The sequence below is a fragment of the Rhizobium sp. C4 genome, assembly GCF_021026315.1.
Classification (GTDB): domain Bacteria; phylum Pseudomonadota; class Alphaproteobacteria; order Rhizobiales; family Rhizobiaceae; genus Ensifer_A.
Genome location: NZ_JAJNCX010000002.1, coordinates 483,027 through 505,617 on the forward strand (window position 1 = coordinate 483,027; position 22,591 = coordinate 505,617).

Here is a 22,591-nt window from a genome sequence, read left to right on the forward strand (position 1 = left end):
CCTGAAGTGTCAGTTCGGGATCCGGTATGATGCCTGTCAGCGTGCGCGATCGACGATGTCCTGCGCATCCTGGATGAACTGCCCGGCCGCCTCGGCCGGCTTGATCTTGTCGAGAACGACTTCGGAGGCGGTGCGGGTGAAGAGCTCATAGACTTCGCCGGCGCCCTTGGGTTCGGGCAGCGGAAGCTTGCCGACCCGATCCTGAATCGCATCGAAGAAGGCAACGGCGTCCTTTTCGGTGTCGCTCAGTGTCGGTTTGAGGGCAGCACGCACCTTGGGCGAGCAGGGAATGCCGCGTTCCAGACCGAGGACCTGCGTCGATTCCGGGTCGTTGACCCAGTCGTTCATGTAGGCAATCGCCGCGTCGACATCCTTGACGTCGCGCGTCAGGGACATGAACATCGAAGGCTTGATGTACTGGCCATAGGGCCCATCCTTCTTGTGCGGGAACATGGCGGCGCCCACCTTGTCCTTCATCAGTGCCTGGATGCCGACCATCTGGTTCGACCAGAACTGCGAGATCGCGGTGCCGCCCGTGACGATGCCGGTTTCGCTGAGCGGCGGGTTGATGACCACCGTGCGATCCTTGCCCGAGACAACGCCGGCCTTGCGCATCTGCGCCCAATAGTCCCAGAAGCTCGCAATATCGTCTGCCGTGGCGGTGACCTTGCCGTCGGCGTCATAGAATTCGCGGCCGTTCTGGCGGACCCAGACCTGCATGATGTCGACCGATGTCGAGAGATCGTCCGATCCCTTCATCTTGCCGCCCGATGCGGAGGTGATCTTTTCGCAGATCGCGGGGAAGTCCTCGCGCGTCCAGTTGATCACGTCCGCGGTGATGCCCGCATCCGCGAAGGCCTTGTTGTTGTAGACGAGGACCTGGCTGTTGGAGCCGATGTTGAGGCCGTAGAGCTTGCCGTCAACCTTGCCGCCGGAGAGCGGGGCCGCATCGAAATCGGCGAGCATCAGCGTCTTGCCGACATATTCATCGAGCGGCTTCAGCGCGCCGCGATGGACGTACTCGAACAGGTAGCGGTAGTCCATCTGGATCAGGTCGGCCATGTTGCTGCCGGCCGTCTGTGTGGCCATTTTCGTCCAGTAATCCTTCCAGCCGATGGTCTCGCCGGAGACCTTGATCCCGGCATGGTGCTTCTGGAACAGATCGATGACGGCGAATGTCCGCTTGTCGCGCTCGGGGTTACCCCACCAGAAATGGCGGATCGTCCGCTCGGCGGCAAAGCCGGGGATTGCCGACATGGCCGATGCGGCGGCGGCTGCCCCCATCGTTCCCAGCAGGGTTCTTCTCGTAATCTTGGTCATTCACTCCTCCTCCTTGTAACAGGTGACAAATCCAAAGCGGACGTGTCCCTTCTCCTCCGTTGACGGGAAGGCCGGGTCCTCAACCCTGGCGATCCCGGTTCCTTTCAGTCCCGATCACCGGCCCGCATCGCGAGGCGATGCCGGGTACGGCACCTTCTCATCCGGCAGCACTCATCCGGGGTTTGGCGTCGCCTTCGAACTCCGACAGCGCCTGCACGAGCATCAGCATCGTGAGCGCCTGGCCGTAAGGTGCGGGCACGTTCGGGATCTTGCGGTAGAAATCGAGATCGTGGCCCATCGGAGTGCCGTCCGACACCTCAAGCACGATGCCGTCGCCGCCGATGCGCTTGACCACCGCGTCATAGGCCTTGTCCGCAACGGTGCGGAAACTGTGCGGCAGCAGCCCCATCTCCACGGCGCGGCTGATGCCGTAGGAAAAACCGGCGGTGGCCGAGCTTTCCAGCGGCGCGTTGGGGTCGTCGAGCAAGGTGCAGAACATGCCGTCGGGCTTTTGCAGTCCGGCAATCGCCGTTGCCTGCGCGCGCAGAACGGACGTCAGGAAGCGGGCGGCGAAGGGCGGAATGTCATCGCCGACGAGGCCGAAAAGCTCGGGGATCGCAACGGTGACCCAGCAATTGCCGCGCGCCCAGAAGGCCTTGGCGAAATTGTGCCGGCCATTGAAGTTCCAGCCGTGATACCAGAGGCCCGTCACCGGATCGGAGAGATAGCGGGTGTGGACGAGAAACTGATGAATGGCCTCGTCGATCCAGTCCTTGCGGCCGAAGCGCTTGCCGGCCTTGGCCAGGAACAGGCAGGTCATGAAGAGCGTGTCGTCCCAAAGCTCGCCGTCATTCGCGCGCTCCTTGACGACGTGCTGGAACCCGCCATCCTCGGTCCGCGCAAGGCCTGTCATCAGCCAGTCGGCCCAGTCCTGGACAAGCGCCTCCCAGTCGGGGCGCTGCACATGATCGATCAGACAGGCGAGGGGGAGCATCGGCGAGGTCGAGTTGACCTGGCGCGGCGGCAGGCCCCGCCCGATCTGCCAGTCATACCAGGCGGCGATGGACCCGATGAGTTCGTTGTCACCCGATGCTTCCGCATGGCGCACGAGACCATACAGGCCGACGCCCACCTCCCAGTCCCATTCCTCGAACTGGATGGTGATCTTGTCGTCAAGGAGCGGTGCGGTCTCGTTCATGCCTTTCAGGCGCGCCAGACCCGTGGCGACGCTGGAAAGGAGATTGGAAACCGCTTCGGCATTCTTCATGGCTGCGACCTTATGCAATGAGTTTGACAACGACGGGGTTGAGAGGGCGTTCAGCGCCCGCTTTGAGACAGCCCTGTCGAAAGATCCGGTTCGTGAGGGTGAACAACTGTCCCATCATTGGCTCACACTCCTTGCGAGCCGGAGGGAGCGGATTTCGAACGGGGCGAAATCGAGCCGCAGTTCGCGTCCCGCATGGACAAGCGGTCTGGCGTCCCGTTCCAGCAGGTCCACCTCGGCTGCATCGCCGAAATGATCCGGCAGCATGAGGCTGACGCTCGCTCGGCTGCCTTGCGTTTCCCAAAGCCGGACAATGAGGTCGTCGCTTTTCTCGGCCTTCTTGACGCTTTCCACCGCAACGCCACTGCCTTCGAGGTCGAACAGGGATGCTGCCTCTTGCGCCAAACCCTCGCCGCCGCCGCGATAAAGACGCAAGGGCGCGTTGAAGGCTTCCGCGACCGCGGGGACGCCCTGGCCTTCAAACAGGCCGTGATGCACATGGATCGCGTAGCGGAAGCGATGCTCGCCCTGATCGGCCTCCGGCCAGGGATAGGTGGGTGACCTGAGCAGCGTCAGGCGCAGAAGACCATCCTTGGCGTCATAACCGTATTTGCAGTCGTTGATCAGCGCGACGCCGAAATCCGGCTCGGACATGTCGACCCAGCGATGCATGACGGTCTCGAAGCGAGCCTGATCCCATGAGGTGTTGCGGTGTGTGGGGCGGCGGACATGGCCGAACTGGATTTCGGCTGTTGTTTCCCTGGCAAAGACATTGATCGGAAACGCGGCCTTGACCAGCGTGTTGCTCTGGCGCCATTCGATGAAAGTGTCGATCTCGACGGTCGATGCGCCCGCTTCCAGCGAGATGACCTGCACGATGCTGGACTGCTCGTAGCGCCAGACAAAGCGGAGCGCCGCACGGTAGGGTCCCGTCTCGACCACGTTGACGGATTGGAGATCGTCGATCTCCCAGCTTTGATCTTCGAAACTGTCGTCAATGTCCCAGGCGTCGTATTGCGCCGGCATGTCGCGGAAGGCGACGAGGCGATTGGCGAGTTCGCCGGGCGTCACAGCCTCGCGACCGGTCGACTTGTCGACGATCGAGCTGATGCGGCCCTTCTTGTCGAAGCTGACCGAAAGACGTTCGTTTTCAAGGTGCGTCTGGGAAACCGAAAGGCCACCGGTGCCCTCGGCGGACGGGCCGGGCTGCGCAGCACCGATCAGGACGCCAAGTGCCGGGATGTCTTTCACCGGGCCAGCCTGCTGCCTGCTGCCGTCGGCGCGGGTGATTGTCTGGGTCGGCACGTTTGTCCCGCCGAATGCCAGTTGAAGCGCGGCATCGCCGTCGATCGTCACCAGCCCCTCGCGGCGATGGCCGAGCGGATTGGCCACCAGGATTTCGCCGTCGCCGGCAAAGGCCGATACGAGTTCGTCGCGCAGCCGCGCGGCCCCGGCGAAGAATTCCGCATAGTCGCGATCGCTGTCAACGAAGACCGCGCCGATCGAGGAGCCAGGCAGGATGTCGTGGAACTGGTTCAGGAGAACGATGCGCCACAGGCGATGCAAGGCCTCGGCAGGATAGGCCGTTCCCCGCTTGACCATTGCCAGCACGGCCAGCGCCTCAAGCTCGCGGAGCGTCTGTTCGGCGAGGCGGTTGTTACGTTTGTTCTTGGCGACCGAGGTCAGCGTGCCGCGATGGAATTCGAGATAGAGTTCGCCGTCCCAGGTCGGGAAGTCGGCCGGGTTTTCTGTCATCCGTTGCTGCAGACGCTCGAAGAAGGGGCGCATCCGGTCGTGCACCACCGTCGGGCAGCCCGGAATGCCCTTTTCCATTCTGCGGATGTTTTCCAGCATCTCGCGCGTCGGCCCGCCGCCGCCGTCGCCGTGGCCATAGACGACGAAGAGCTCGTTGTTCAGCGCCTTCTGCCCATGCCGCTTCCAGGCGCCCATGATGTGCGTCGGCTTGAGGTCCGGACAATAGGTCGTGTTGATGCCGGTCGAAGTGTAGGGCTGGGTCGTCAGGAAATAGGTTGCGACCTTCGTGCCATCGACGCCCTTCCACCAGAAGGTTTCGAAGGGCATGCGGTTGGTGTCGTTCCAGCTCATCTTGTGGGTGATGAACGTGTCGATGCCGGCAAGCTTCATCAGCTGCGGCAAGGCCGGCGAATAGCCGAACGTGTCGGGAAGCCACATGATACGCGGGCGCACCGCGAACCGTTCCTCGTGATAGGCAACGCCGTGCAGGATATGGCGGACGAAGGACTCGCCGCTGGTGATGTTGGCGTCCGGCTCGAGCCACAGCGCGCCTTCGATCTCGAACGCACCCTGTTTGACCTTCTCGCGAACCCGCTCGAAAAGCTCCGGATAGTCCTCTTCAAGATAATCCAGAAGGACGCCCTGATTGAACATGAAGCGGTAGTCCGGATACTGATCCATCAGATTGAGGGCGGTGGCGATGGACCTCGCCGTTTTTTGCCGCGTCTCCCGGACGCGCCAAAGCCATGCGACGTCGATATGGGTGTAGCCGGTGACGGTGATCACGGGCTTTTCCGAAAAATCCGTCGCCTGATAGATGGTCTCCGCAATTACCTCGGCTGCCCGAAGCGATGTTTCGAAGCGCTCCGCGTCCGCCGGGCGGAAATCGATTGCCGCGAGTGCGCCATCAATGCGGTTGAAGATGAATTCGCGGCGCGGATCGTCTTCGGCGAGCAGCCTTGCGACATCCAGCGGTGCGCGCAGATCATAATAGAGCTTTTCGGCGAGAGGATCGTGGATCATCAGGCGGCAGGCGAAACCCAGCTGCCGCCGGTCTTCGATCGTGCCCACCTCAATCAGGACGCGGTGGACCTGGCCTGCCACGGCTCGCTCTGCCAGCAGAACTTCACGGTGATTGCCATCGCCACCCTGGACGATCTGGCCGTCGATGCGGGTCAGCAATTGCGGATCGGAACGCCCCATGACGTTGCCGAACTGAGCTTCGACCTTGAGGAACACCCGCTTGCCGTCAACCTGCTCCGGCATGACGACCGAGCCGGCGAACCAGAAATACCCGTCGGGCTCACCCCAGACGAGATCCGGTCCGGCATCCATCCAGCCGTCACCTGTGCCGGCAACCACGTCTGCGCGGTCCCGGTCTTCGGCACGCCGGAACTTGAGCGGCACATCGGCGGCAACCGGCAAGAAGACGCGCTCTCGCAATTCCGCAAGCAGCCGATCGAATTTTTGCAAGCGCCGCATTCAGCCTCCCGATGCCACCGTGAAGTGGCCCTCCCGAGCGCTGGAAAAATCTATTGAAATATTTTCATTAACTCAGCGTTCTGAAGCCAGAATATTCAATGGCGGGGAAGAGCGCAAGACGACTTCTACGGCAAAATCAAAAAATCAGCCTGCCGAACAAGAAGGCTGATAATGAAAATTTTTCAATCTTAATTTTGCTTATGTTCTCTTCTCGGGTGCCTGGGCAACGCTGGCGCGGACGACCAGGCTGCATCCGAGTTCCAGTCGTTGTGTGGCGCGATCCGGATCGCTGGCGACGATATTCTGCTCCAGCAGCGCAAGGGCTGACGGCCCCATCTGGTGGATGGGCACGCGGATTGTGGTCAGCGGCGGATCGAGGAGTTCGCCGAGCGTCACGCCGTCAAACCCCATGACGGAAACATCGCCCGGGACTGAAAGGCCGGCGGCAGAGAGGCCGCGGAGCGCGCCGATCGCCAGATTGTCCGCCGCGCAGAAAATCGCCGTGACGCCATTCATGCCGCCATGGTCGGCGATCCACCGGGTGATGGCCTCCTCGGCACATTGCGGCTCGTATCCGCTGGCGCGCAGGATGCAGGCGTCGTCCATCGGCAACCCGTTGCTGCGGAAGGCGTCGATGAAGCCCTCATGCCTGCGCAGCACCGTCGCCCGGTTGCCCCATGTGACGTGTAGGATCCTGCGGTGTCCCTTGGAAATCAGATGGTTGGTGGCATGTCTTGCAGCAAAGCGGTTGGATGGCACGACGCTGTCGATGCACATGTCCTGATCTTCACCATTCATCAGGACGGCGGGGATTCCCGACATTCTGATGCCGCTCAGAAACTCCCGTCCATCTTCGGCAATGACGATGATCCCGTCGGCGTTTGCATCCCTGGCGGCGCTGACGACGCCGCTGACCTCCAACCGGTCCTCGGGCGAATAGGGCACGAGCTTGACTCCCAGCCGTTCGCATTCGCGGGCCAGTCCGCTCAGCATAGTCCAGGAGAAGAGATTGATATCGTTATGCGGAAGCTGATCCTTGTGGACGGCGAGGAGGACCGTGCCGAGCGTCGCGATCGTCGCCTTGGCCTTTCGTTCCGCCAGGTAGCCAAGGCGCTGGGCTACCGCGAGGACCCGGAGGCGAACCTCGTTCGAGATCTGGGCGGTCCCGTTCAGGGCGTGGGATACGGTCGATATTGCGACCCCTGCCTCCCGCGCGACGTCCTTGATGCCAATCTTGCCGGTCCCAGCCATTTGCTTCTGTCTTCCCCATGATGTGTCCGATTTACTCGGTGACTTGGCTGACTATATCAAATCATGAAAAAATTTCAAGTAAAACAGCGGTGTTTGAAACAGGGCCAAAACGCAATTTCGATCTTGCTGGGATTTCGCCGGCAGTTTAACGATACGGCGGGGGGCGACGGAGGAATGGCGTCTCTTTTCATGAAAATATTTTCTTTTTCAGGGTGATCAAGTGGACTTGTGTATCGATGCGGCCCCGGGAGATGTCACGGCAAGGCTCCAGAATTCCATCGACCGGATATCGGCTGCCGGCGGCGGGCGACTGGTCTTGATGGCGGGAGAACATGTTTGCGCCGGGCTCAGGCTGAGGAGCGGCGTGGAGGTGCATCTGAGCGAAGGCGCTGTCTTGAAGCCCGTCCCGAACTATGATCGCTATGCGCACACGACCGTCGAAAGCGTTGCGGAGGAAAGCAATCGTGCGATGTTCGTTGCCGAAAACGAAACGGCGATCAGCATTTCCGGTCCTGGTCTGATTGACGCCGGGGGGAGTGCGTTCATTGACGGGGATCTGCCGGAGATGGGAACATGGATGCCGCGCCGGTTCCGTCCGCGCGTTCTGGTCCTTGATCGCTGCAAGGATATCGTCCTTTCCGGTTTCACGGTGGTCAATTCTCCGATGTGGACGCTGCATGCGATCGACTGTGCGCAGATCGTGGTGCGCGACGTCACCGTCGACAACGACCGGCGGATGCCCAACACCGATGGTTTCGTTGTCGATGCCTGCCGTGATGTGCTGATCGAACGCAGCACGTTTCGCACCGCCGACGACGGGATCGTGCTCAAGACCACCGCGCGTCCCGATGGAATGGCCGCAGGCGTCTGCCGCGACATCCGCATCCTGGGCTGCACGGTGGAGAGCAAGTCCTGCGCCATCAAGATCGGCACCGAAAGCCATGGTGACGTCATGTATGTGGTCGCGGATCATTGCGTGATCGAGAAGTCCAATCGCGGGCTGGGCATCTTTTCGCGCGACGGTGGCGCCATTACCAATGTGCGCTTCTCCAATATCGTGCTCGATTGCGCAGAGACGCGCGACGGCTTCTGGGGGTCCGGCGAGGCGCTGACCGTCAACGTTGTCGATCGGAAGCCCGATGTGAAGCCCGCCGGACGTGTCGCCAATCTCGTCGTCGAGAATGTGACAGGCGCCATGGAAGGCGCAATCAACCTCTTTGCCGAACGACCTGGGATGATCGACAACGTCAGGCTCAGCAATATCGCGATCGACCAGCGCAAGGGCGTGCTGGGCACGGCGGAAAGCTATGATCTTCGTCCCGGCGCTGCCGATCTCGTCCCCGCACCCGAAGCGGAAGGCCGGGCCAATGCGTGGGTCAAGGATGCCAGCGGCAAGGTCGTCGGGCTGGTTCCCTATCCCGGGGGCCTGCCGGGCCTCTACGCACACAATGTCGAAGGTTTGAAACTGGAAAACGTGTCCTTCTTCCGCCCCGTGCCGCTGCCGCAGGGCTGGAACGGCGAGGATGTCGTGATTTCAGCCTGACCGCTCTTTCGCGTCCTTTGGGGATCCCGGCGATTCTTCGCTGCTGAAATGAGGGCGACACCGGGGTGAGTCGCGTCTGCATGGTGCGGCTCACGCCGTTCCTTTGCCTATGAACCGGTCCAATCCGCACTGAAATGCCCGGGCGGAGCGTCAGCCAAGGCGGACGTTCCGGCGCGCGGCCTCGAACGCGGCGGAGGGAATCGAGAGCGGTCTGGCTTGGGGCTGGAGGGGGCGGACCGGAAAAGCTTTCCCTCGGGCCGGCGTTGGGGGACGCATAAATTCCCCCAGCGGCGCCATTCTGAGAAGAAGTATATCTATAAATTTTATATACAATAATGTTGAATGTGCTCACATCCGGCCGGTCCGGACAATCGAGGAGTACATCATGGACCTGATCGACCGTAAGATCATTGCCGCACTTCAAGCCGACGCGACGCTCTCCGTCGCGCAGATCGCCGAACAGGTGGCATTGTCTCAGACGCCGTGCTGGAAACGCATCCAGAAGCTGGAGCAGAGCGGTATCATTCTGCGCCGTGTTGCACTGATCTCGCCTGAAGCCGTCGGGCTCGGGCTGACGGTCTTTGTCGCGATCGAGGCGGCCGATCACAGTCCACAGTGGCGCGACAGGTTCTCGGAGACGATCGGAGCCATGCCGGAGGTGATGGAAATTCACCGTATGGCCGGGGAGATCGACTACATGCTCAAGGTCGCAGTTGCCGACATGGCCTCTTTCGATGCGTTCTATCGGCGGCTGACGGAGGCCGTCGCTTTGAAGAACGTGACCTCGCACTTTGCGATGGAGCGGATCAAGAGCACGACTGCCTATCCGGTGGATACGGTCCACCGGTGAGCGCGCCGCGTTTTCGCCTCAAAGGAGATGAATTTTCTCCTAATCGCGTCAGAAAGAGAATTTACAAAGTCTACAACTGTACTAGACTAATTCGCGTTCAAAGCTGCATTCAACCCTGAACGGGAGGTTGCCGTGACGACAAGACAGACGACGAATTCGCATATCAAGATGAGTCAGAACTTCAGCGGGCACGCCCTTGCGCGAGCCCTGGGCTGGATGGCGTTCCTGGCTGCCTATGGTGTGGTTGCGGTTCTAGTTCTGAAGCCCGGAGCGTTTTTCTGACGGGCGTGAAAGTCGGGGCGGCGGGCTGTTGACCCGAAGTCCGCCTCGCAAACCGCAAGCTCACCAGGCAGTCGAGATAATCGGCGGAGACCTGCGATGCACGAGTTCGAGACGAGAGTAACGAAGGTAGGCAGTCGGGCGCATGTGTCGCGCCCGGGGCTTTGTTGCCGAAAGGATTTGCAGACCAATGCTCACCATGAAGGGCAAATATGGTTTGAAGGCGCTTCACTATCTGTCGGGCATCCCGGAAGGGACCGTCGCGCAGTCGGTGGAAATCGCCGAGACATACGGCATGTCGAAGAAATTTCTCGACGCGATCCTGGCCGATCTGCGCAATGGCGGCTTTGTCGAGACTCGCAAGGGCAGGAGCGGGGGCTATCGCCTGGCGCATCGCCCCGAGGAGATCATGGTGGGCCATGCCTTGCGCGTTCTCGACGGACCGCTGGCTCCGATCAGTTGCGCCAGCCGAACAGCCTATCAACGCTGCAGCGATTGCGCCGACGAGGCGACATGCGCCGTGCGCCTGTCGATGCTGGAGGTCCGCGAGGCGATTGCCTCAGTCCTCGATACGAAGTCGCTGGCCGACATGAGTGCCATGGTCGAAGCTGCGCGCATCGACGCGGAAGAGTTTCTGGAAATATCCTGAGCGGAGCCATGCGGTTTCCGTTCCAACCCGGGAGGCGGAAATGACGCATCACATCGTAATTGCAGGCGGCGGAGCCAGTGGGGCCATCATGGCGGCCAATCTGTTCCGGCTTGGCGATGGCGCGCTGCGCGTCACACTGGTCGAGGCGAGCGGCGAGATCGGCAAGGGTCTGGCCTATTCGACCAACAATCCCTCGCATCTCTTCAATGTGCGCGCCGCACAGCTCAGCGCGTTTTCGGGCACGCCCGATCATTTTGAACGCTGGCTGGCGATTGCCTATCCGCAGATCGCCCGCAACGGCCCCTTCGTGCCGCGCGGCATTTATGGCGAATATCTCGAGGCGGCGCTGCGCGAGACGGCGCCCGTCGGCAAGTTTCGCGTCCTGAGCCAGGCCTGCGTCGGCATGCGCCAACTCGAAAATGGTGTCGAGGTGACGCTGGCCGACGGTTCGTCGCTGCCCGCGCATTTTGCCGTCGTAGCAACCGGCTTCGGCATGCAGAAACCGAATGAGGGTTTGCTTTCCAATCCGTGGAACGACCCGCTGCCCGAGGACAAGGACGCGCGCGTTCTGATTGTCGGCACCGGGCTGACCATGGTCGATACCGTCCTGTCGCTTCTCGACAACGGACACAGGGGCAAGATTATCGCCGTGTCGCGGCGCGGTCTGCTGTCGCAGCGCCATGCGCTTCATCGCCCGCTGCAGCTCTCCACCGCCGATATACCGCTCGGCGCGAGCATCCATTATCTCAGCCGCTGGCTCACCGATCTTGTCCGCACGCATGTGGCAAACGGGGGCGACTGGCGCGATGTCATGGACGGCATGCGCCCGCATATCCAGGCGGTGTGGAGGTATCTGCCGACGGAATCACGTCAGCGCTTCCTGCGGCATGCTGCAGCCTTCTGGGACATTCACCGCCACCGCATGCCGCCCGCGCAGGCCGAACGCATCGACGCTGTGCTGGAGAGCGGTCAGCTTGAGATCGTCAAGGGCCGGTTCGTTTCGGCCACTCGATGCGGCACCCGCCTGTTTGCCGATATCGTGCGGTCGGGCTGGGACGAGCCGCAACCCTTCAAGGCTGACGTCATCTATGACTGCCGTGGCGTGCGCCGTCGTGCGGATCAGACGTTGCCGGGCCTTCCCGGCGCGCTTGTCGAAGCCGGTGCGGCGCGGCTCGAGAAACTCGGCCTCGGCCTGGAATTCGATCGCAATTGCGCGCTGGTCAACCGGGAAGGCGAGCCATCTGCCCGCATCTTCGGCATCGGCCCGGTGACGCTCGGAACGTTCTGGGAATCGATTGCCGTTCCGGATATCCGCGAACAGGCACGTCTGATCGCCGAGAAGATTGCTTCCGGCGGGCGGGTGGCCCCGCGCAATTCCCTGGCCAGCCTGCCGTAAAGGTCACGCCAAATTCCGCATCCAGGGCTTCGGGGCCGGGTTCCTTGTCAGGAGGTCCCCGGCCCCGCGGCTTTTCGCAATGAGGGACGCAAAATCGCGGAGAGAAATTCTATCGCGGACGTGGCACGCGAGAGATCAGCGCATCTCTTGGCACCCCCGAATATGGAATGGACGGAAAAGCTTTCGCGGGCTTAGTCTATCAATACGATAGACATTAAACGCGAAGGAAATGCACATGTCCGCGACCTCGTCCAAGATCGGGCCCAAGATCGGTATCGTCGGCCTTTCCGGCAGCTTCAGCAGCCCGTCCAAGACCCGCGCGCTGGCGGAAGAGGCTGTTCGCCGCGCCGCCACCCGGTTTGACAAGAGCGCCGAGGTTTATGATCTCGGACAGCTCGGCCACGAACTCGGTCATGCCCGCAGCTTCGCCGATCTCGGCGAAGAGGCCCGCCGCATTGTCGACCAGATTGTGCAGGCCAAGGCGCTGGTCATTGCAAGCCCCGTCTACAAGGGCAGCTATCCGGGCCTGTTCAAGCATCTCTTCGACCTCATCGATCCCACCTGGCTTGCCGGCAAGCCGATCCTGCTGGCAGCCACCGGCGGCGGCGAGAAGCATGCGCTGATCATCGAGCACCAGCTGCGCCCGCTCTTTGCCTTCTTCGAAGCCCAGACGCTGGCAACCGGCGTCTATGTGTCGGAGCGCGACTTCGCAGATGGCCGCATCGTCAACCAGGCGGTTCTCGACCGGCTGGATCGCGCGGTCGAGCAGTTCGGCCCCTATCTGCGCGAGCCCCGCCAGCAGGAACGCAGCCTTGCCCCTGTGAGCCATCTGCGCCTGCATCAGGAAGCGCTCGCGGCAGGCTTCTGAATACCCTTCAAGACATCCAAGAAGCGGCGCCAGCGCGGAGAGGCGAGGCCTGCCGAGACCCTCAACTCCATGGAGATCAAGATCATGACACGCAAGATTAGGTTAGGTGCATTTCTTCCCGGCGGCGGCCAGCATATCGCGGCCTGGCGTCACCCAGACCAGCCGGCGGATGGTGCCACCAGTTTCGAATTCCACAAGCAGCTGGCGCAGACGGCAGAACGCGGCCTCTTCGACGCCTACTTTCTGGCCGATGGCCTGGCCATTGCCTTTGGCGGCGGCATCGAGGGCGGCAATGCCAGGGTGGCGGGCTTCGAGCCGGTCACGCTCTTCTCGGCGCTGGCGCCGTTTACCACGCATCTCGGCTTCATCGCCACGGCCTCCACGACCTACGAGGAGCCCTATAATCTTGCCCGCAAGTTCGCCTCGCTTGACCTCATTTCCGATGGCCGCGCCGGCTGGAACGTGGTGACGACGGCGACCGAATCCGCTGCGCAGAACTTCAACCTCGACCAGCAGCACCCGCACGCCTTCCGCTATCGCCGCGCCGGCGAATTCGTCGAAGTGGTGAAGAAGCTCTGGGACAGTTTCGAAGACGATGCCTTCATTCGCGACCGCGCCACCGGCCGTTTCTTCGACCCCAACAAGGTGCATTACACCAATCACCGCGGAGAGCATTTCAAGGTCCGCGGGCCGCTCAATGTCTCGCGCTCTGCACAAGGCCATCCGGTCATCGTGCAGGCCGGCCAGTCGGATGACGGCCGCGGGCTAGCCGCCCAGACGGCGGAAGTCATCTTCACCGCACATCAGCACATCGAGACGGCGCAGGAATTCTATCGCGACATCAAGAACCGCGCCCGTGGTCTTGGCCGCAATCCGGATCACGTTCTGATCATGCCCGGTGTCTCGCCCTTCATCGGCCGCACGCTGGACGAGGCGAAGGAGAAATACGAGCGCCTGACCAGCCTCATCCTGGAGGAAGACGGTCTTGCCCTGATCAAGGGTCTCACCGGCGGCGAGCTCGACCTGACGGGTGCCGATCTTGACGGCCCGCTGCCGCCGGCCCCGCCGACGGAGGGCATGAAGAGCCGCCAGACACTCATCCGCCAGATTGCGGACGAGAACAACTTCACCATCCGTCAGCTCTACCAGTGGGTCGCCTCGGCACGCGGTCATTTCACCATCGTCGGTACGCCGGCAACGATTGCCGACACGCTGCAGGAATGGTTCGAGAACGAGGCCGCTGATGGCTTCAACATCCTGCCGCCCTGGCTGCCGACCGGTCTCAACGACTTCGTCGACCTCGTCATTCCGGAGCTTCAGCGCCGCGGGCTCTTCCGCACCGAATACGAAGGCAAGACGCTGCGCGAAAATCTCGGCCTGCCTTTCCCGCAGAACCGCTGGACGCTCGCCGAAGGCGCGGTCCAGGCCGCCGAATAAACCGACAGACACGGATCAGAGGACACTCCCATGGCGCTCGATATCGAACAGTCGTTTCCGCTGAAGGCCAGCTCCCTGCAAACCGGCTCTCCAAGGGCTGCCACCCTGAAGGCCAGCCCGTCGCAAGCGGGCGGGCAGCACGCCGGACAGGCCGGCCCCGCCTTCTCCACGGTGGGCCGGCTTGTCCGGGGCGGTGTGCAGGGCGCTTTCGTGCGCTACGGTTCGATCATCGCGCTTGCCATCCTCTGGCAGGTCGCGGCAACCGCCGGGTGGATCAACCCGGCGGTGATCCCGCCGCTCGACCGCATCTTCGAAGCGCTGACCAATGGTTTCATTTCAGGCCCGCTCTGGCGCGATCTCGCCATCAGCCTGCAGCGCTCCGGGATCGCCTTTGCCGCAGCGGTCGCCATCGGCATTCCGCTCGGCCTGTTCATGGGCGAGATCCGCCTTGTCGAACGCGCGCTTGATCCGATCCTGCAGCTGCTGCGCCAGACCTCGGCGCTGGCGCTTTATCCGGTCTTCATCCTGCTGCTGGGGCTCGGTGAAACCTCCAAGGTCTTCGTCATCTTCTGGGCGACCCTGTTTCCGATCTTGCTTGCCACCATTGGCGGCGTGAAACAGGCAGACCCGAAGCTGATCGAGATGGCCCGCGTCTACGGCGCCCGCCGGCGGCATATCTTCCGCAGTGTCGTTCTGCCGGGCGCTCTGCCGCAGATCTTCGTCGGCCTGCGCCTCAGCGCCACCACCGCGCTGCTCCTGCTGATTGCCGCCGAAATGATCGGCGCCAATAGCGGCCTCGGCTTCCAGGTGATGAACGCCCAATACAATTTCCAGATCCCGCTGATGTTCGGCGCCATCCTGCTGCTCGCAGCCCTTGGCCTTGTCGCCAACCTCATTCTCGAAACCCTGCAGAAGCGATTGTGCCGCTGGGCGCCCGCCAAGGCATGAGCAAAGCCCACTTGTCGCCAAACCCCTATTGATCAAGGAGAGACCCCATGACAACCATCAACCGCCGCCGCTTCAATGCGCTTGCCGCCCTGTCCGCCAGCCTTTTCCTCTCGACCCCGATGGGCTTTGCCTATGCAGCCGGCCCGGAAGAGGTGAAAATCCGCTATCTCGCAAGCCAGGGCGGCCTGTCCGGCCATGAGCTTGCCGATGCGCTCGGCTATTTCGAGGGTACCGGCATCAAGATCGAGAATGTCGGCTATGCGCAGGGCGGCCCGGCTTCGCTCTTCGCGCTCGCCTCGGGCAATGTCGAACTCGGCAGTGCCGCAACGTCTGCCGTTCTCAACTCGATTGCCGGCGGCAATGATTTCGTCGCGGCCTATCCGTCCAACGGTATCAACCAGCAGACGGAAAGCATCTTCTATTCGCTGGACGGAAGCCCGATCAAGTCGATCAAGGATCTGGCCGGCAAGACGATTGCCGTCAACACGCTCGGCGCCCATCTCGACTACACGGTGCGCGAGGCGCTGCATTCCGTCGGCCTGCCGGAAAATGCCGCCAAGCTCGTCGTCGTGCCCGGCCCGCAGCTGGAACAGGTCCTGCGCTCCAAGCAGGTTGATGTCACGGCCTTCGGCTACTGGCAGAAGACCTTTGAAGGCGCGGCTTTGAAGAATGGCGGCCTGCAGAAGATCTTCGGCGACACCGATGTCCTCGGCGAAATCGCCGGTGGCTTTGCCGTGCTGCGGCGCGACTGGATCAAGGCGCATCCGAAGGCGGCACAGGTATTCATCGAACAGTCCGAGCGCGCCGCCGACTATGCGCGGACCCATCCGGAAGAAACCAAGAAGCTGATTGCCAAGGTGCTGACCGCCCGCGGCGAGAACGGCGACATCGCGCAATATTTCACCGGCTATGGCCTGCGCCCCGGCGCCAAGGCGGTCGATCGCGACCTGCAGTTCTGGATCGATATCTTCGTCCGCGAAGGCCAGATCAAGAAGGACCAGATCAAGGTCGAGAATGTGCTCTACACGCCAGAGCGTTTCGCCAGCAACTAATCCCAGGAACAGAGAACCGGGCCCCTCCGGGCCCGCCGTTCCACGCCGCAAGCGAGGTTTGACATGACGACAGCAACCGAAGCCCTTCGCGGAGAGGTGACGATCCGCGACCTCTCCAAGACCTTCAACATCAATGGCCGCGCGCTGAACGTGCTGAAGGGTGTCAATCTCGATATTCGCGGCGGCGAATGCCTGGCGATCGTCGGCGCCAGCGGCTCGGGCAAGACGACGCTGCTGCGTGTTCTCGCCGGCCTTGAGGATGCCGATGAAGGTCGCGTGCTGATCGATGGCGAGCCGGTCCATGGTGTCGGCACCGAGCGTGCCGTCATCTTCCAGGAGCCGCGCCTGCTTCCATGGCGCACCGTCATCGAAAATGTTGCCTTCCCTCTGGAACTGCGCGGCCTGTCTCGCGACGAGGGGCTGAAGCGCGCCCGCCGCTATGTCCAGCTCGTGGGTCTCACCGATTTTGTCGAGGCCTATCCGTCACAGCTGTCCGGTGGCATGGCGCAACGTGTCGGCATCGCCCGCGCGCTTGCGATCCAGCCCGAAATTCTCCTCCTCGACGAGCCCCTTGGCGCACTCGACGCCATGACCAAGCTCACCATGCAGGAAGAACTCTCCCGCATCTGGCGCGAGGAAAAGGTGACGATGATCATCGTCACCCACGACCTCGAGGAAGCGATCTACCTCGCCGACCGCGTGCTTGTCCTTCCCAAGGACAAGAGCGGTCAGTTGCGCGAGATCAGCGTTGACCTGCCGCGTCCCCGCAATCGTAGCGAGGAGGGCTTCGTCAGGCTACGGGAACAGCTGCTCGCAGAGTTCGGCCTGCACTGATCCGCATCTCAGGTTTGATCAGGCCCGCGCCGTCGACTGCCGTTCAACGATATGGCAGGCCAGCTCGATGCGTCGTGCCGGCGTCGCATTACCGTTGACGGCATCGAGAAGAAGATCGAGCGCGCTCGCACCGATCTCGTGCATGGGGACATGGATGGAGGAAAGCGGCGGATTGTAGAAGGCCGCTTGCGGCAGATCGTCCATCCCCATGACGGAGACATCGCCCGGTACGCTGAAGCCTGCCTTCTGCACACCCATCATGGCACCGACGGCAAGGCTTTCGCCGGCCGTCAGCACGGCGGTGAAATCAAGGCCGCGCCTGGCTATGCGCTGCTCAATGGCTGCTGCCGCCAGTTCCGGTAGCCAGTCCTCGACCTCAACCGTGAGGTCATCGATATCCTGTGCACCCTTGGCCGCCACCGCGTCACGCCAGCCCTCGAAGCGGCGCTCGATGGTGCGGCGGCCGCGCCGCATGAGGAAGAGGATGCGCTCATGGCCCAGCGACTGGAGATATTCCGCTCCGATCCGCGCGCCGGACCGGTTGCAGGGTGTGACGCTCGAAAGCCGCATCAAGGGGTCGTCGCTGTTGACGAGGACGACCGGCTTGCCGAAATCGCGGCTCAGCGACAGGGCGCTTTCGTCGTCAATGGTGAGAAAGAGAAACCCGGCCACGCTCACGTCGTCGAGCGCCCTGCGCAGGCCCTCGATATCGCCCGGGGCGCCTGAAATGGGCTGCGTGACGATCTCGACGCCCAGCGTTTCGGCGCGCTGGTGCAGCCCCTGCAGAACCTGCGCGGTGAACTGGTTGCGGACATAGTCGATCATGGCCGCGCTGCTGGCCGCGAGAATGATCTTCTGGCCGCTGACCGAGGTCGGAATGTTGTAGTTCAGCGCCTTGGCCATTTCCGTGACCTGTGCGCGGATTTCCGGCCGCACGCCCTTTTCGCCGGCCAGCGCCCGCGATGCTGTGCTCATCGACACGCCGCAGCGCGCGGCAATGTCTTCCAGCCGCACCTTGCGGCTCGGTTTGCCTCTTTTGCCGATGCTGCTCATGTCCGGTTCCCCGCAGATATTGCGCGCAAACTGCAAGAAATTTTCATATTGCGCAAGAATTTTCCGTGTGCCAACGTCCTTTTCAAGCCGCCCGGCGCGCCTCAAATGGCGCAAGAGGTGGCGCGATACGGGAGGAAATTGCGATGACGCCTCAGGCAAGCGTTCTGAAAGAGCGCCTGGACCGGCTTGTGCAGGGCATGACCAAGCTCAGCCATGACGGCCGCTACAACGAGCCCAATCTCGACGGCACGGCGGGCGACTATATCAGCTTCAATTCCTGGGAATGGCCGCAAGGCATCGGGCTTTATGGCCTCGTGCGGCTCTGGATGTTCAATCGCGATCCGGGCCTGAAGGCGCTGATCGAGAACTGGTTTGATGGTCGCATTGCTGCTGGCCTGCCCAAGCTCAACATCAATACGACTGCGCCCATGCTGCCGCTTTCGCTTCTGTGGCGCGAGACGGGCGAGGCGCGCTGGCAGGGTGAACTCGACAAGTGGGCGGATCGCGTCCTTTCCGAAATGCCGCGCACGCCGGAAGGCGGCATCCCGCATATCGTGTCCGACAAGATCAACGATCGGGAACTCTGGGACGACACGCTGGTCATGGTCGGCCTGTTCCTGGCCTCCTACGGCCAGACGAGCGGCCGCCGCGAGCTGGTGGACGAGGCCTGCCATCAGTTCCTGCTGCATACCCGCTATCTGGCGGACACAAAGACCGGCCTCTGGTTCCATGGCTGGACCTTTGAGGGGCGGCATAATTTTGCCCGCGCGCTCTGGGGGCGCGGCAATTCCTGGATCACGGTCGGTATTCTCGACCTGATCGAAATCGCCGACATCGCGCCGCCAATCCGCACATTCCTGCTCGGCGTGCTGGAAGCGCAGATCGAGACGCTTCTGAAGCTTCAGGCGCCGTCCGGCGCATGGCATACGCTGCTCGACGATCCGACCTCTTACGAGGAAATCTCGGCCACGGCCGGTTTCGGCTATGGTCTCATGAAGGCTGCCCGCCTCGGCATCGGCCCGGCCGGCTGCCGCGAGGCGGGGCTGAAGGCGCTTTCCGTCGTGCTGGCCAATATCGACGACAATGGCACGGTCGCCAACGTCTCCTACGGGACGCGCATGGGCCATGACCTGCAATTCTACAAGGATATCCCGATCGAGCCGACGGGCTACGGCCAGGCGCTCGCCATTCTCTGCCTCACCGAGGCGCTGTCCCATGTGGATCACAAGGAGGCCGCGGCATGACCATGCGCGTGCTCTACGGGGTTTCCCCCAACGATATCAAAAGCTTCGACACGGAGCGCTTGCGCGCCGAATTCCTGATCGAGGGGCTTTATCGCCCCGGTCATATCGAATTCGCCTACACCCATTTCGATCGCATGATCGTGGGGGCGGCAACGCCAGCCGCCGAGCCGCTTTCCTTCGGCGACGGTGCGGAAATCGGCACGCCGCTTTTCTTCACCGCCCGCGAAATGGGTGTCGCCAATCTCGGCGGTGCCGGCAAGATTACGGTCGATGGCCAGACATTCGCGCTCGCCAACCGCGATGTTCTCTATATCGGCCGGGGCGCTGAAAAGGTGACGCTGATGAGCGACGATCCGGCCAAGCCGGCGCGTTTCTACATGAATTCCGTGCCCGCTGGGCGCGATATCCTGCATCGCCTGATCACGAAGGAAGAGGCCAAGCCTCTCGATCTCGGTGACGAGGCCCGCTCCAACAAGCGCCGGCTGCGCATGTACATCCATCCCGAGGTCGCCCCGTCTTCCCTCCTTTTGATGGGGATCACCGATCTCGCACCCGGAAGCATCTGGAACACAATGCCGCCACACCTCCATGAGCGGCGTATGGAGGCCTATTGCTATTTCGACCTCGATGAGGCCGACCGGGTCATTCATCTCATGGGTCGTCCCGACCAGACGCGCAATCTCATCGTCGCCAATGGCGATGTCGTGATCTCGCCGGCCTGGTCGATCCATATGGGCGCTGGCACCGGCCCTTATGCCTTCGTCTGGGGCATGACCGGGGAAAACCAGGCCTATACCGATGTCGATCCCGTTCCCGTGGCTAGCTTGAAATGAACACGCACATGACGTCCCTTTCGACCGATCACCTGAACCGTCCTCTGCCTGCCGGCGCGCCGATCACCTATTGGCAGCTTGGGGCTACGGCGGAAGCCCGCTATGACGTGCCGGACCAGCCGATGAAGGGGGAAATGGATCCCTTCTTCTTCCTCACCAAGCACAAGAACTTCATTCCGCACGAATATCCCTGCCGCACGGCCTTCGGCGCGGAGCGTCGCGGCAAGCGACCGGAAGTCAAGGGCGAGTTCGCTCTTTCGCGCTTCTGGCTGCCCTTCGGCTCGCCGCGCGTCGATCTCTCCGGCTTCTGGTTCCGCCCGACCGTGATCGGCACATGGGCGCGGACCTCCATCAAGGCCGCCAGCGCCGGCGACGCCGTGCTGCGTCTCGGCACCTGCGGCGGCGCGATCCTGTTCGTGAATGGCGCGGAAGTTGGCTTCATGGCTGATTATGTCCGGAACCTCGAAGCGAAGAAGGATTTCACCGTCTCGCTGAAGGCCGGTCTCAACGAAATTTCCGTCTTCTTCGACGATCTCGCCGAGCGCGATGCGCGCTATTTCTTCCAGATGGATTATGTCTCCGGCCCCGCTGCCGAACAGGCGCTGCCGGTTTCCGGCAGGGCCGCGACGGCCTCGGCCATAGAGGCGGCGCTGGATGACATGCATTTTGAAAAGCCGGTCTATCGCGCTGGAGAAGTCGCCCTGGTGACAGGGGCTCCGCTGCAGGTTGCTGCGGACGCCAAGATCACCGTCGAAGGCGATTTCATGTCGCGCGAGGAGCCGATGCGGCTGGCGCTGACGCTCAAGGCTGGCGAAAGTCGGCTGTCGCTGGGCGAGACGTCGGCACTGCCGTCAGACTTCCGCCATTTCCACGTCAGCCTCTCGGCTGATGGTTTCACGGCGGCGCGCGTCTTCGGTGTCGAAATCTGCCATGCCGAGCGGCAGGGCGTTGCGGGAACAGATCTTGCGGCCCGCATCACCGAAACGCTGAATGAGATTTCCGAATTCGGCGAGCCGGACAATGTCATGGCGCTGGCGCGTCTGGCCTCCGGCCGCTATGGCGCAAAGACCGACGAGATGATCGCGGCGACGCTGCCGACCATTGTCGATTGCCATGACTGCGCCGACTTTGCCCTCGTGCCGCTGCTCTGGTGCCGCATGGCCTATGGCCAGCACATCGACCCCGATGTCGTGACGCAGATCGACCGCGCTATCCTCTCCTATCGCTACTGGATGGATGAACCGGGCAATGACGTGCAGTGGTATTTCTCGGAAAACCATGCGCTGCTGTTCCACACGGCCTGCTATCTTGCAGGCGCGCTGCATCCGAAAGAGCGGTTTGTCCGCTCTGGCCGTCTCGGCGCTGAGCAGTCGGCCGTAGGCCTTGCCCGCGTGCGCGCCTGGCTCGATCATTTCGAGAAGTGGGAGATGGCCGAGTTCAACTCCGCGCCCTATTTCCCCATCGACCTCAAGGGACTGACGGCACTCTTTGCGCTGGCTCCCGATCACGATGTCCGCGACCGCGCCCGCAAGGCGATCGTTCGCCTCGTGACTATTGTCGCCCGCTCGGCCCATCATGGCATTCTGAGCGGCGCGCAAGGCCGTTCTTACGAGCATACACTGCGTGCGTCGGGCTCGCTCGAACTCTCCGGCATTGCCCGCCTCATCTGGGGCAAGGGCAATTACGGACGCCGCGTCCATGCGCTGCCGCAGACGGCGATTGCGCTGCGCGATCATGGGCTGGACATCCCGGCGGCACTCGCTGCTGTCGCCGATTGGCGCTCAAGCGAGGGCCAGGAATGGGCCTTCGCGCAGGGCGAAAACCGCATCGCCAAGCTCTATCACTACAAGACGGCGCATTACGCCATCGGCACGGCGGCGCATTACCGCTGGAACGAATGGGGCTATCAGGAAACCGTGCTCCAGCTTCGTCTCGGCGAGAATGCCGATGCGCAGGTCTGGATCAACCATCCGGGCGAGACCATCCACTCCGGCTATGGCCGCCCGTCCTATTGGGGCGGCTCCGGCACGCTGCCGCGGCTGCATCATTATCGCGGCCTTGCGGTCCTGACATTCAATTGCGCGGCGGAACAGCCGGGCTTCTCGCATGCCTGGTTCCCGCGTCAGGAATTCGATGCCTCGTCCGTGAAGGGCGACATCGCGGTTGCGCGCTCAGGGCAGGGCATGGTTCTGTTGAAGGGTAGCCGTCCGTTCTCGCTCGTTGAGACTGGCCCGACGGCCGGCAACGAGCTGCGGCTCGATGGCCACAAGACGCACTGGATCGTGCGTCTCGGCGACCAGGATTCCGAGGAGGACTTCGCCGCCCGTTTCGGAAATCTTTCGATCTCCGAGGCATCGGATGGCGTATTGATGATCGATGATCCGGAATACGGAACCGTCATCTGCCATGCCGACGGCCGGACCGAGGCCGAAGGGCGCGTACTGAACCCCGCCGACTGGAGCGTCGAGGGCAAGGCGATGAACATGACGCACGGGGGCTGACCCTCATGCGGGAATAGGCGGACTTGCGGCGG

The 22,591-nt window shown here is 62.4% G+C and carries 17 protein-coding genes; 12 read left to right on the forward strand and 5 right to left on the reverse strand.

What is annotated here, in order from left to right; all coding sequences use genetic code 11:
* Positions 1 to 36: 36 nt before the first annotated feature.
* The 4 genes from LQK84_RS05805 to LQK84_RS05820 all read right to left on the reverse strand — a co-directional run bounded on the left by LQK84_RS05805 (position 37) and on the right by LQK84_RS05820 (position 7,072).
* A complete protein-coding gene (locus LQK84_RS05805) occupies positions 37 to 1,320 on the reverse strand; it encodes an ABC transporter substrate-binding protein (protein WP_230827739.1) in 1,284 nt (427 codons plus the stop codon).
* Between the two features lie 157 nt (positions 1,321 to 1,477).
* On the reverse strand, positions 1,478 to 2,587 hold the full coding sequence (gene bglB, locus LQK84_RS05810; protein ID WP_230827740.1) for a beta-galactosidase BglB: 1,110 nt from the start codon (positions 2,585 to 2,587) through the stop codon (positions 1,478 to 1,480).
* A 114-nt stretch (positions 2,588 to 2,701) separates the two neighbouring features.
* A complete protein-coding gene (locus tag LQK84_RS05815; RefSeq protein ID WP_230827741.1) occupies positions 2,702 to 5,821 on the reverse strand; it encodes an alpha-mannosidase in 3,120 nt (1,039 codons plus the stop codon).
* A 198-nt stretch (positions 5,822 to 6,019) separates the two neighbouring features.
* Positions 6,020 to 7,072, reverse strand: coding sequence for a LacI family DNA-binding transcriptional regulator (locus tag LQK84_RS05820; RefSeq protein WP_230827742.1), 1,053 nt, complete (start codon positions 7,070 to 7,072; stop codon positions 6,020 to 6,022).
* Between the two features lie 220 nt (positions 7,073 to 7,292).
* On the opposite strand from LQK84_RS05820, the gene pglB reads away from it, so the two are divergent.
* The 9 genes from pglB to LQK84_RS05865 all read left to right on the forward strand — a co-directional run bounded on the left by pglB (position 7,293) and on the right by LQK84_RS05865 (position 16,928).
* Positions 7,293 to 8,615, forward strand: coding sequence for a polygalacturonase PglB (gene pglB / locus LQK84_RS05825; protein WP_230827743.1), 1,323 nt, complete (start codon positions 7,293 to 7,295; stop codon positions 8,613 to 8,615).
* Positions 8,616 to 9,000: 385 nt separating this feature from the next.
* Entirely contained in the window at positions 9,001 to 9,465 is a 465-nt protein-coding gene (locus tag LQK84_RS05830; protein ID WP_269071827.1) for an Lrp/AsnC family transcriptional regulator, read from the forward strand.
* 469 nt (positions 9,466 to 9,934) lie between these two features.
* Complete coding sequence (locus LQK84_RS05835) at positions 9,935 to 10,393, forward strand: RrF2 family transcriptional regulator (RefSeq protein ID WP_230827744.1); 459 nt, start codon at positions 9,935 to 9,937, stop codon at positions 10,391 to 10,393.
* A 40-nt stretch (positions 10,394 to 10,433) separates the two neighbouring features.
* Positions 10,434 to 11,789, forward strand: coding sequence for an FAD/NAD(P)-binding protein (locus LQK84_RS05840; RefSeq protein WP_230827745.1), 1,356 nt, complete (start codon positions 10,434 to 10,436; stop codon positions 11,787 to 11,789).
* Between the two features lie 235 nt (positions 11,790 to 12,024).
* On the forward strand, positions 12,025 to 12,657 hold the full coding sequence (gene msuE / locus LQK84_RS05845; RefSeq protein ID WP_230827746.1) for an FMN reductase: 633 nt from the start codon (positions 12,025 to 12,027) through the stop codon (positions 12,655 to 12,657).
* A gap of 84 nt (positions 12,658 to 12,741) precedes the next feature.
* On the forward strand, positions 12,742 to 14,094 hold the full coding sequence (locus tag LQK84_RS05850; RefSeq protein WP_230827747.1) for an LLM class flavin-dependent oxidoreductase: 1,353 nt from the start codon (positions 12,742 to 12,744) through the stop codon (positions 14,092 to 14,094).
* Between the two features lie 30 nt (positions 14,095 to 14,124).
* On the forward strand, positions 14,125 to 15,042 hold the full coding sequence (locus LQK84_RS05855) for an ABC transporter permease (protein ID WP_230827748.1): 918 nt from the start codon (positions 14,125 to 14,127) through the stop codon (positions 15,040 to 15,042).
* Between the two features lie 47 nt (positions 15,043 to 15,089).
* Positions 15,090 to 16,094, forward strand: a complete 1,005-nt coding sequence (locus LQK84_RS05860) for an ABC transporter substrate-binding protein (RefSeq protein WP_230827749.1) — start codon at positions 15,090 to 15,092, stop codon at positions 16,092 to 16,094.
* 63 nt (positions 16,095 to 16,157) lie between these two features.
* On the forward strand, positions 16,158 to 16,928 hold the full coding sequence (locus tag LQK84_RS05865; RefSeq protein WP_230827750.1) for an ABC transporter ATP-binding protein: 771 nt from the start codon (positions 16,158 to 16,160) through the stop codon (positions 16,926 to 16,928).
* An 18-nt stretch (positions 16,929 to 16,946) separates the two neighbouring features.
* Here the strand turns inward: LQK84_RS05865 and LQK84_RS05870 are convergent, their stop codons facing one another.
* Positions 16,947 to 17,981 carry a LacI family DNA-binding transcriptional regulator gene (locus tag LQK84_RS05870; RefSeq protein ID WP_230827751.1) on the reverse strand — a complete coding sequence of 345 codons (1,035 nt, stop codon included), beginning with the start codon at positions 17,979 to 17,981 and terminating at the stop codon, positions 16,947 to 16,949.
* Between the two features lie 143 nt (positions 17,982 to 18,124).
* Here LQK84_RS05870 and bglB (LQK84_RS05875) point away from each other — a divergent pair, with 143 nt between their 5' ends.
* The 3 genes from bglB (LQK84_RS05875) to LQK84_RS05885 are packed head-to-tail and all read left to right on the forward strand — an operon-like array spanning position 18,125 to position 22,559.
* Positions 18,125 to 19,225, forward strand: coding sequence for a beta-galactosidase BglB (gene bglB, locus LQK84_RS05875; protein ID WP_230827752.1), 1,101 nt, complete (start codon positions 18,125 to 18,127; stop codon positions 19,223 to 19,225).
* A complete protein-coding gene (gene kduI, locus LQK84_RS05880) occupies positions 19,222 to 20,058 on the forward strand; it encodes a 5-dehydro-4-deoxy-D-glucuronate isomerase (RefSeq protein WP_230827753.1) in 837 nt (278 codons plus the stop codon). The genes bglB (LQK84_RS05875) and kduI overlap by 4 nt, the downstream gene beginning before the upstream one ends.
* Positions 20,059 to 20,066: 8 nt before the next feature.
* A complete protein-coding gene (locus tag LQK84_RS05885) occupies positions 20,067 to 22,559 on the forward strand; it encodes a hypothetical protein (protein ID WP_230827754.1) in 2,493 nt (830 codons plus the stop codon).
* Positions 22,560 to 22,591 lie beyond the last annotated feature (32 nt).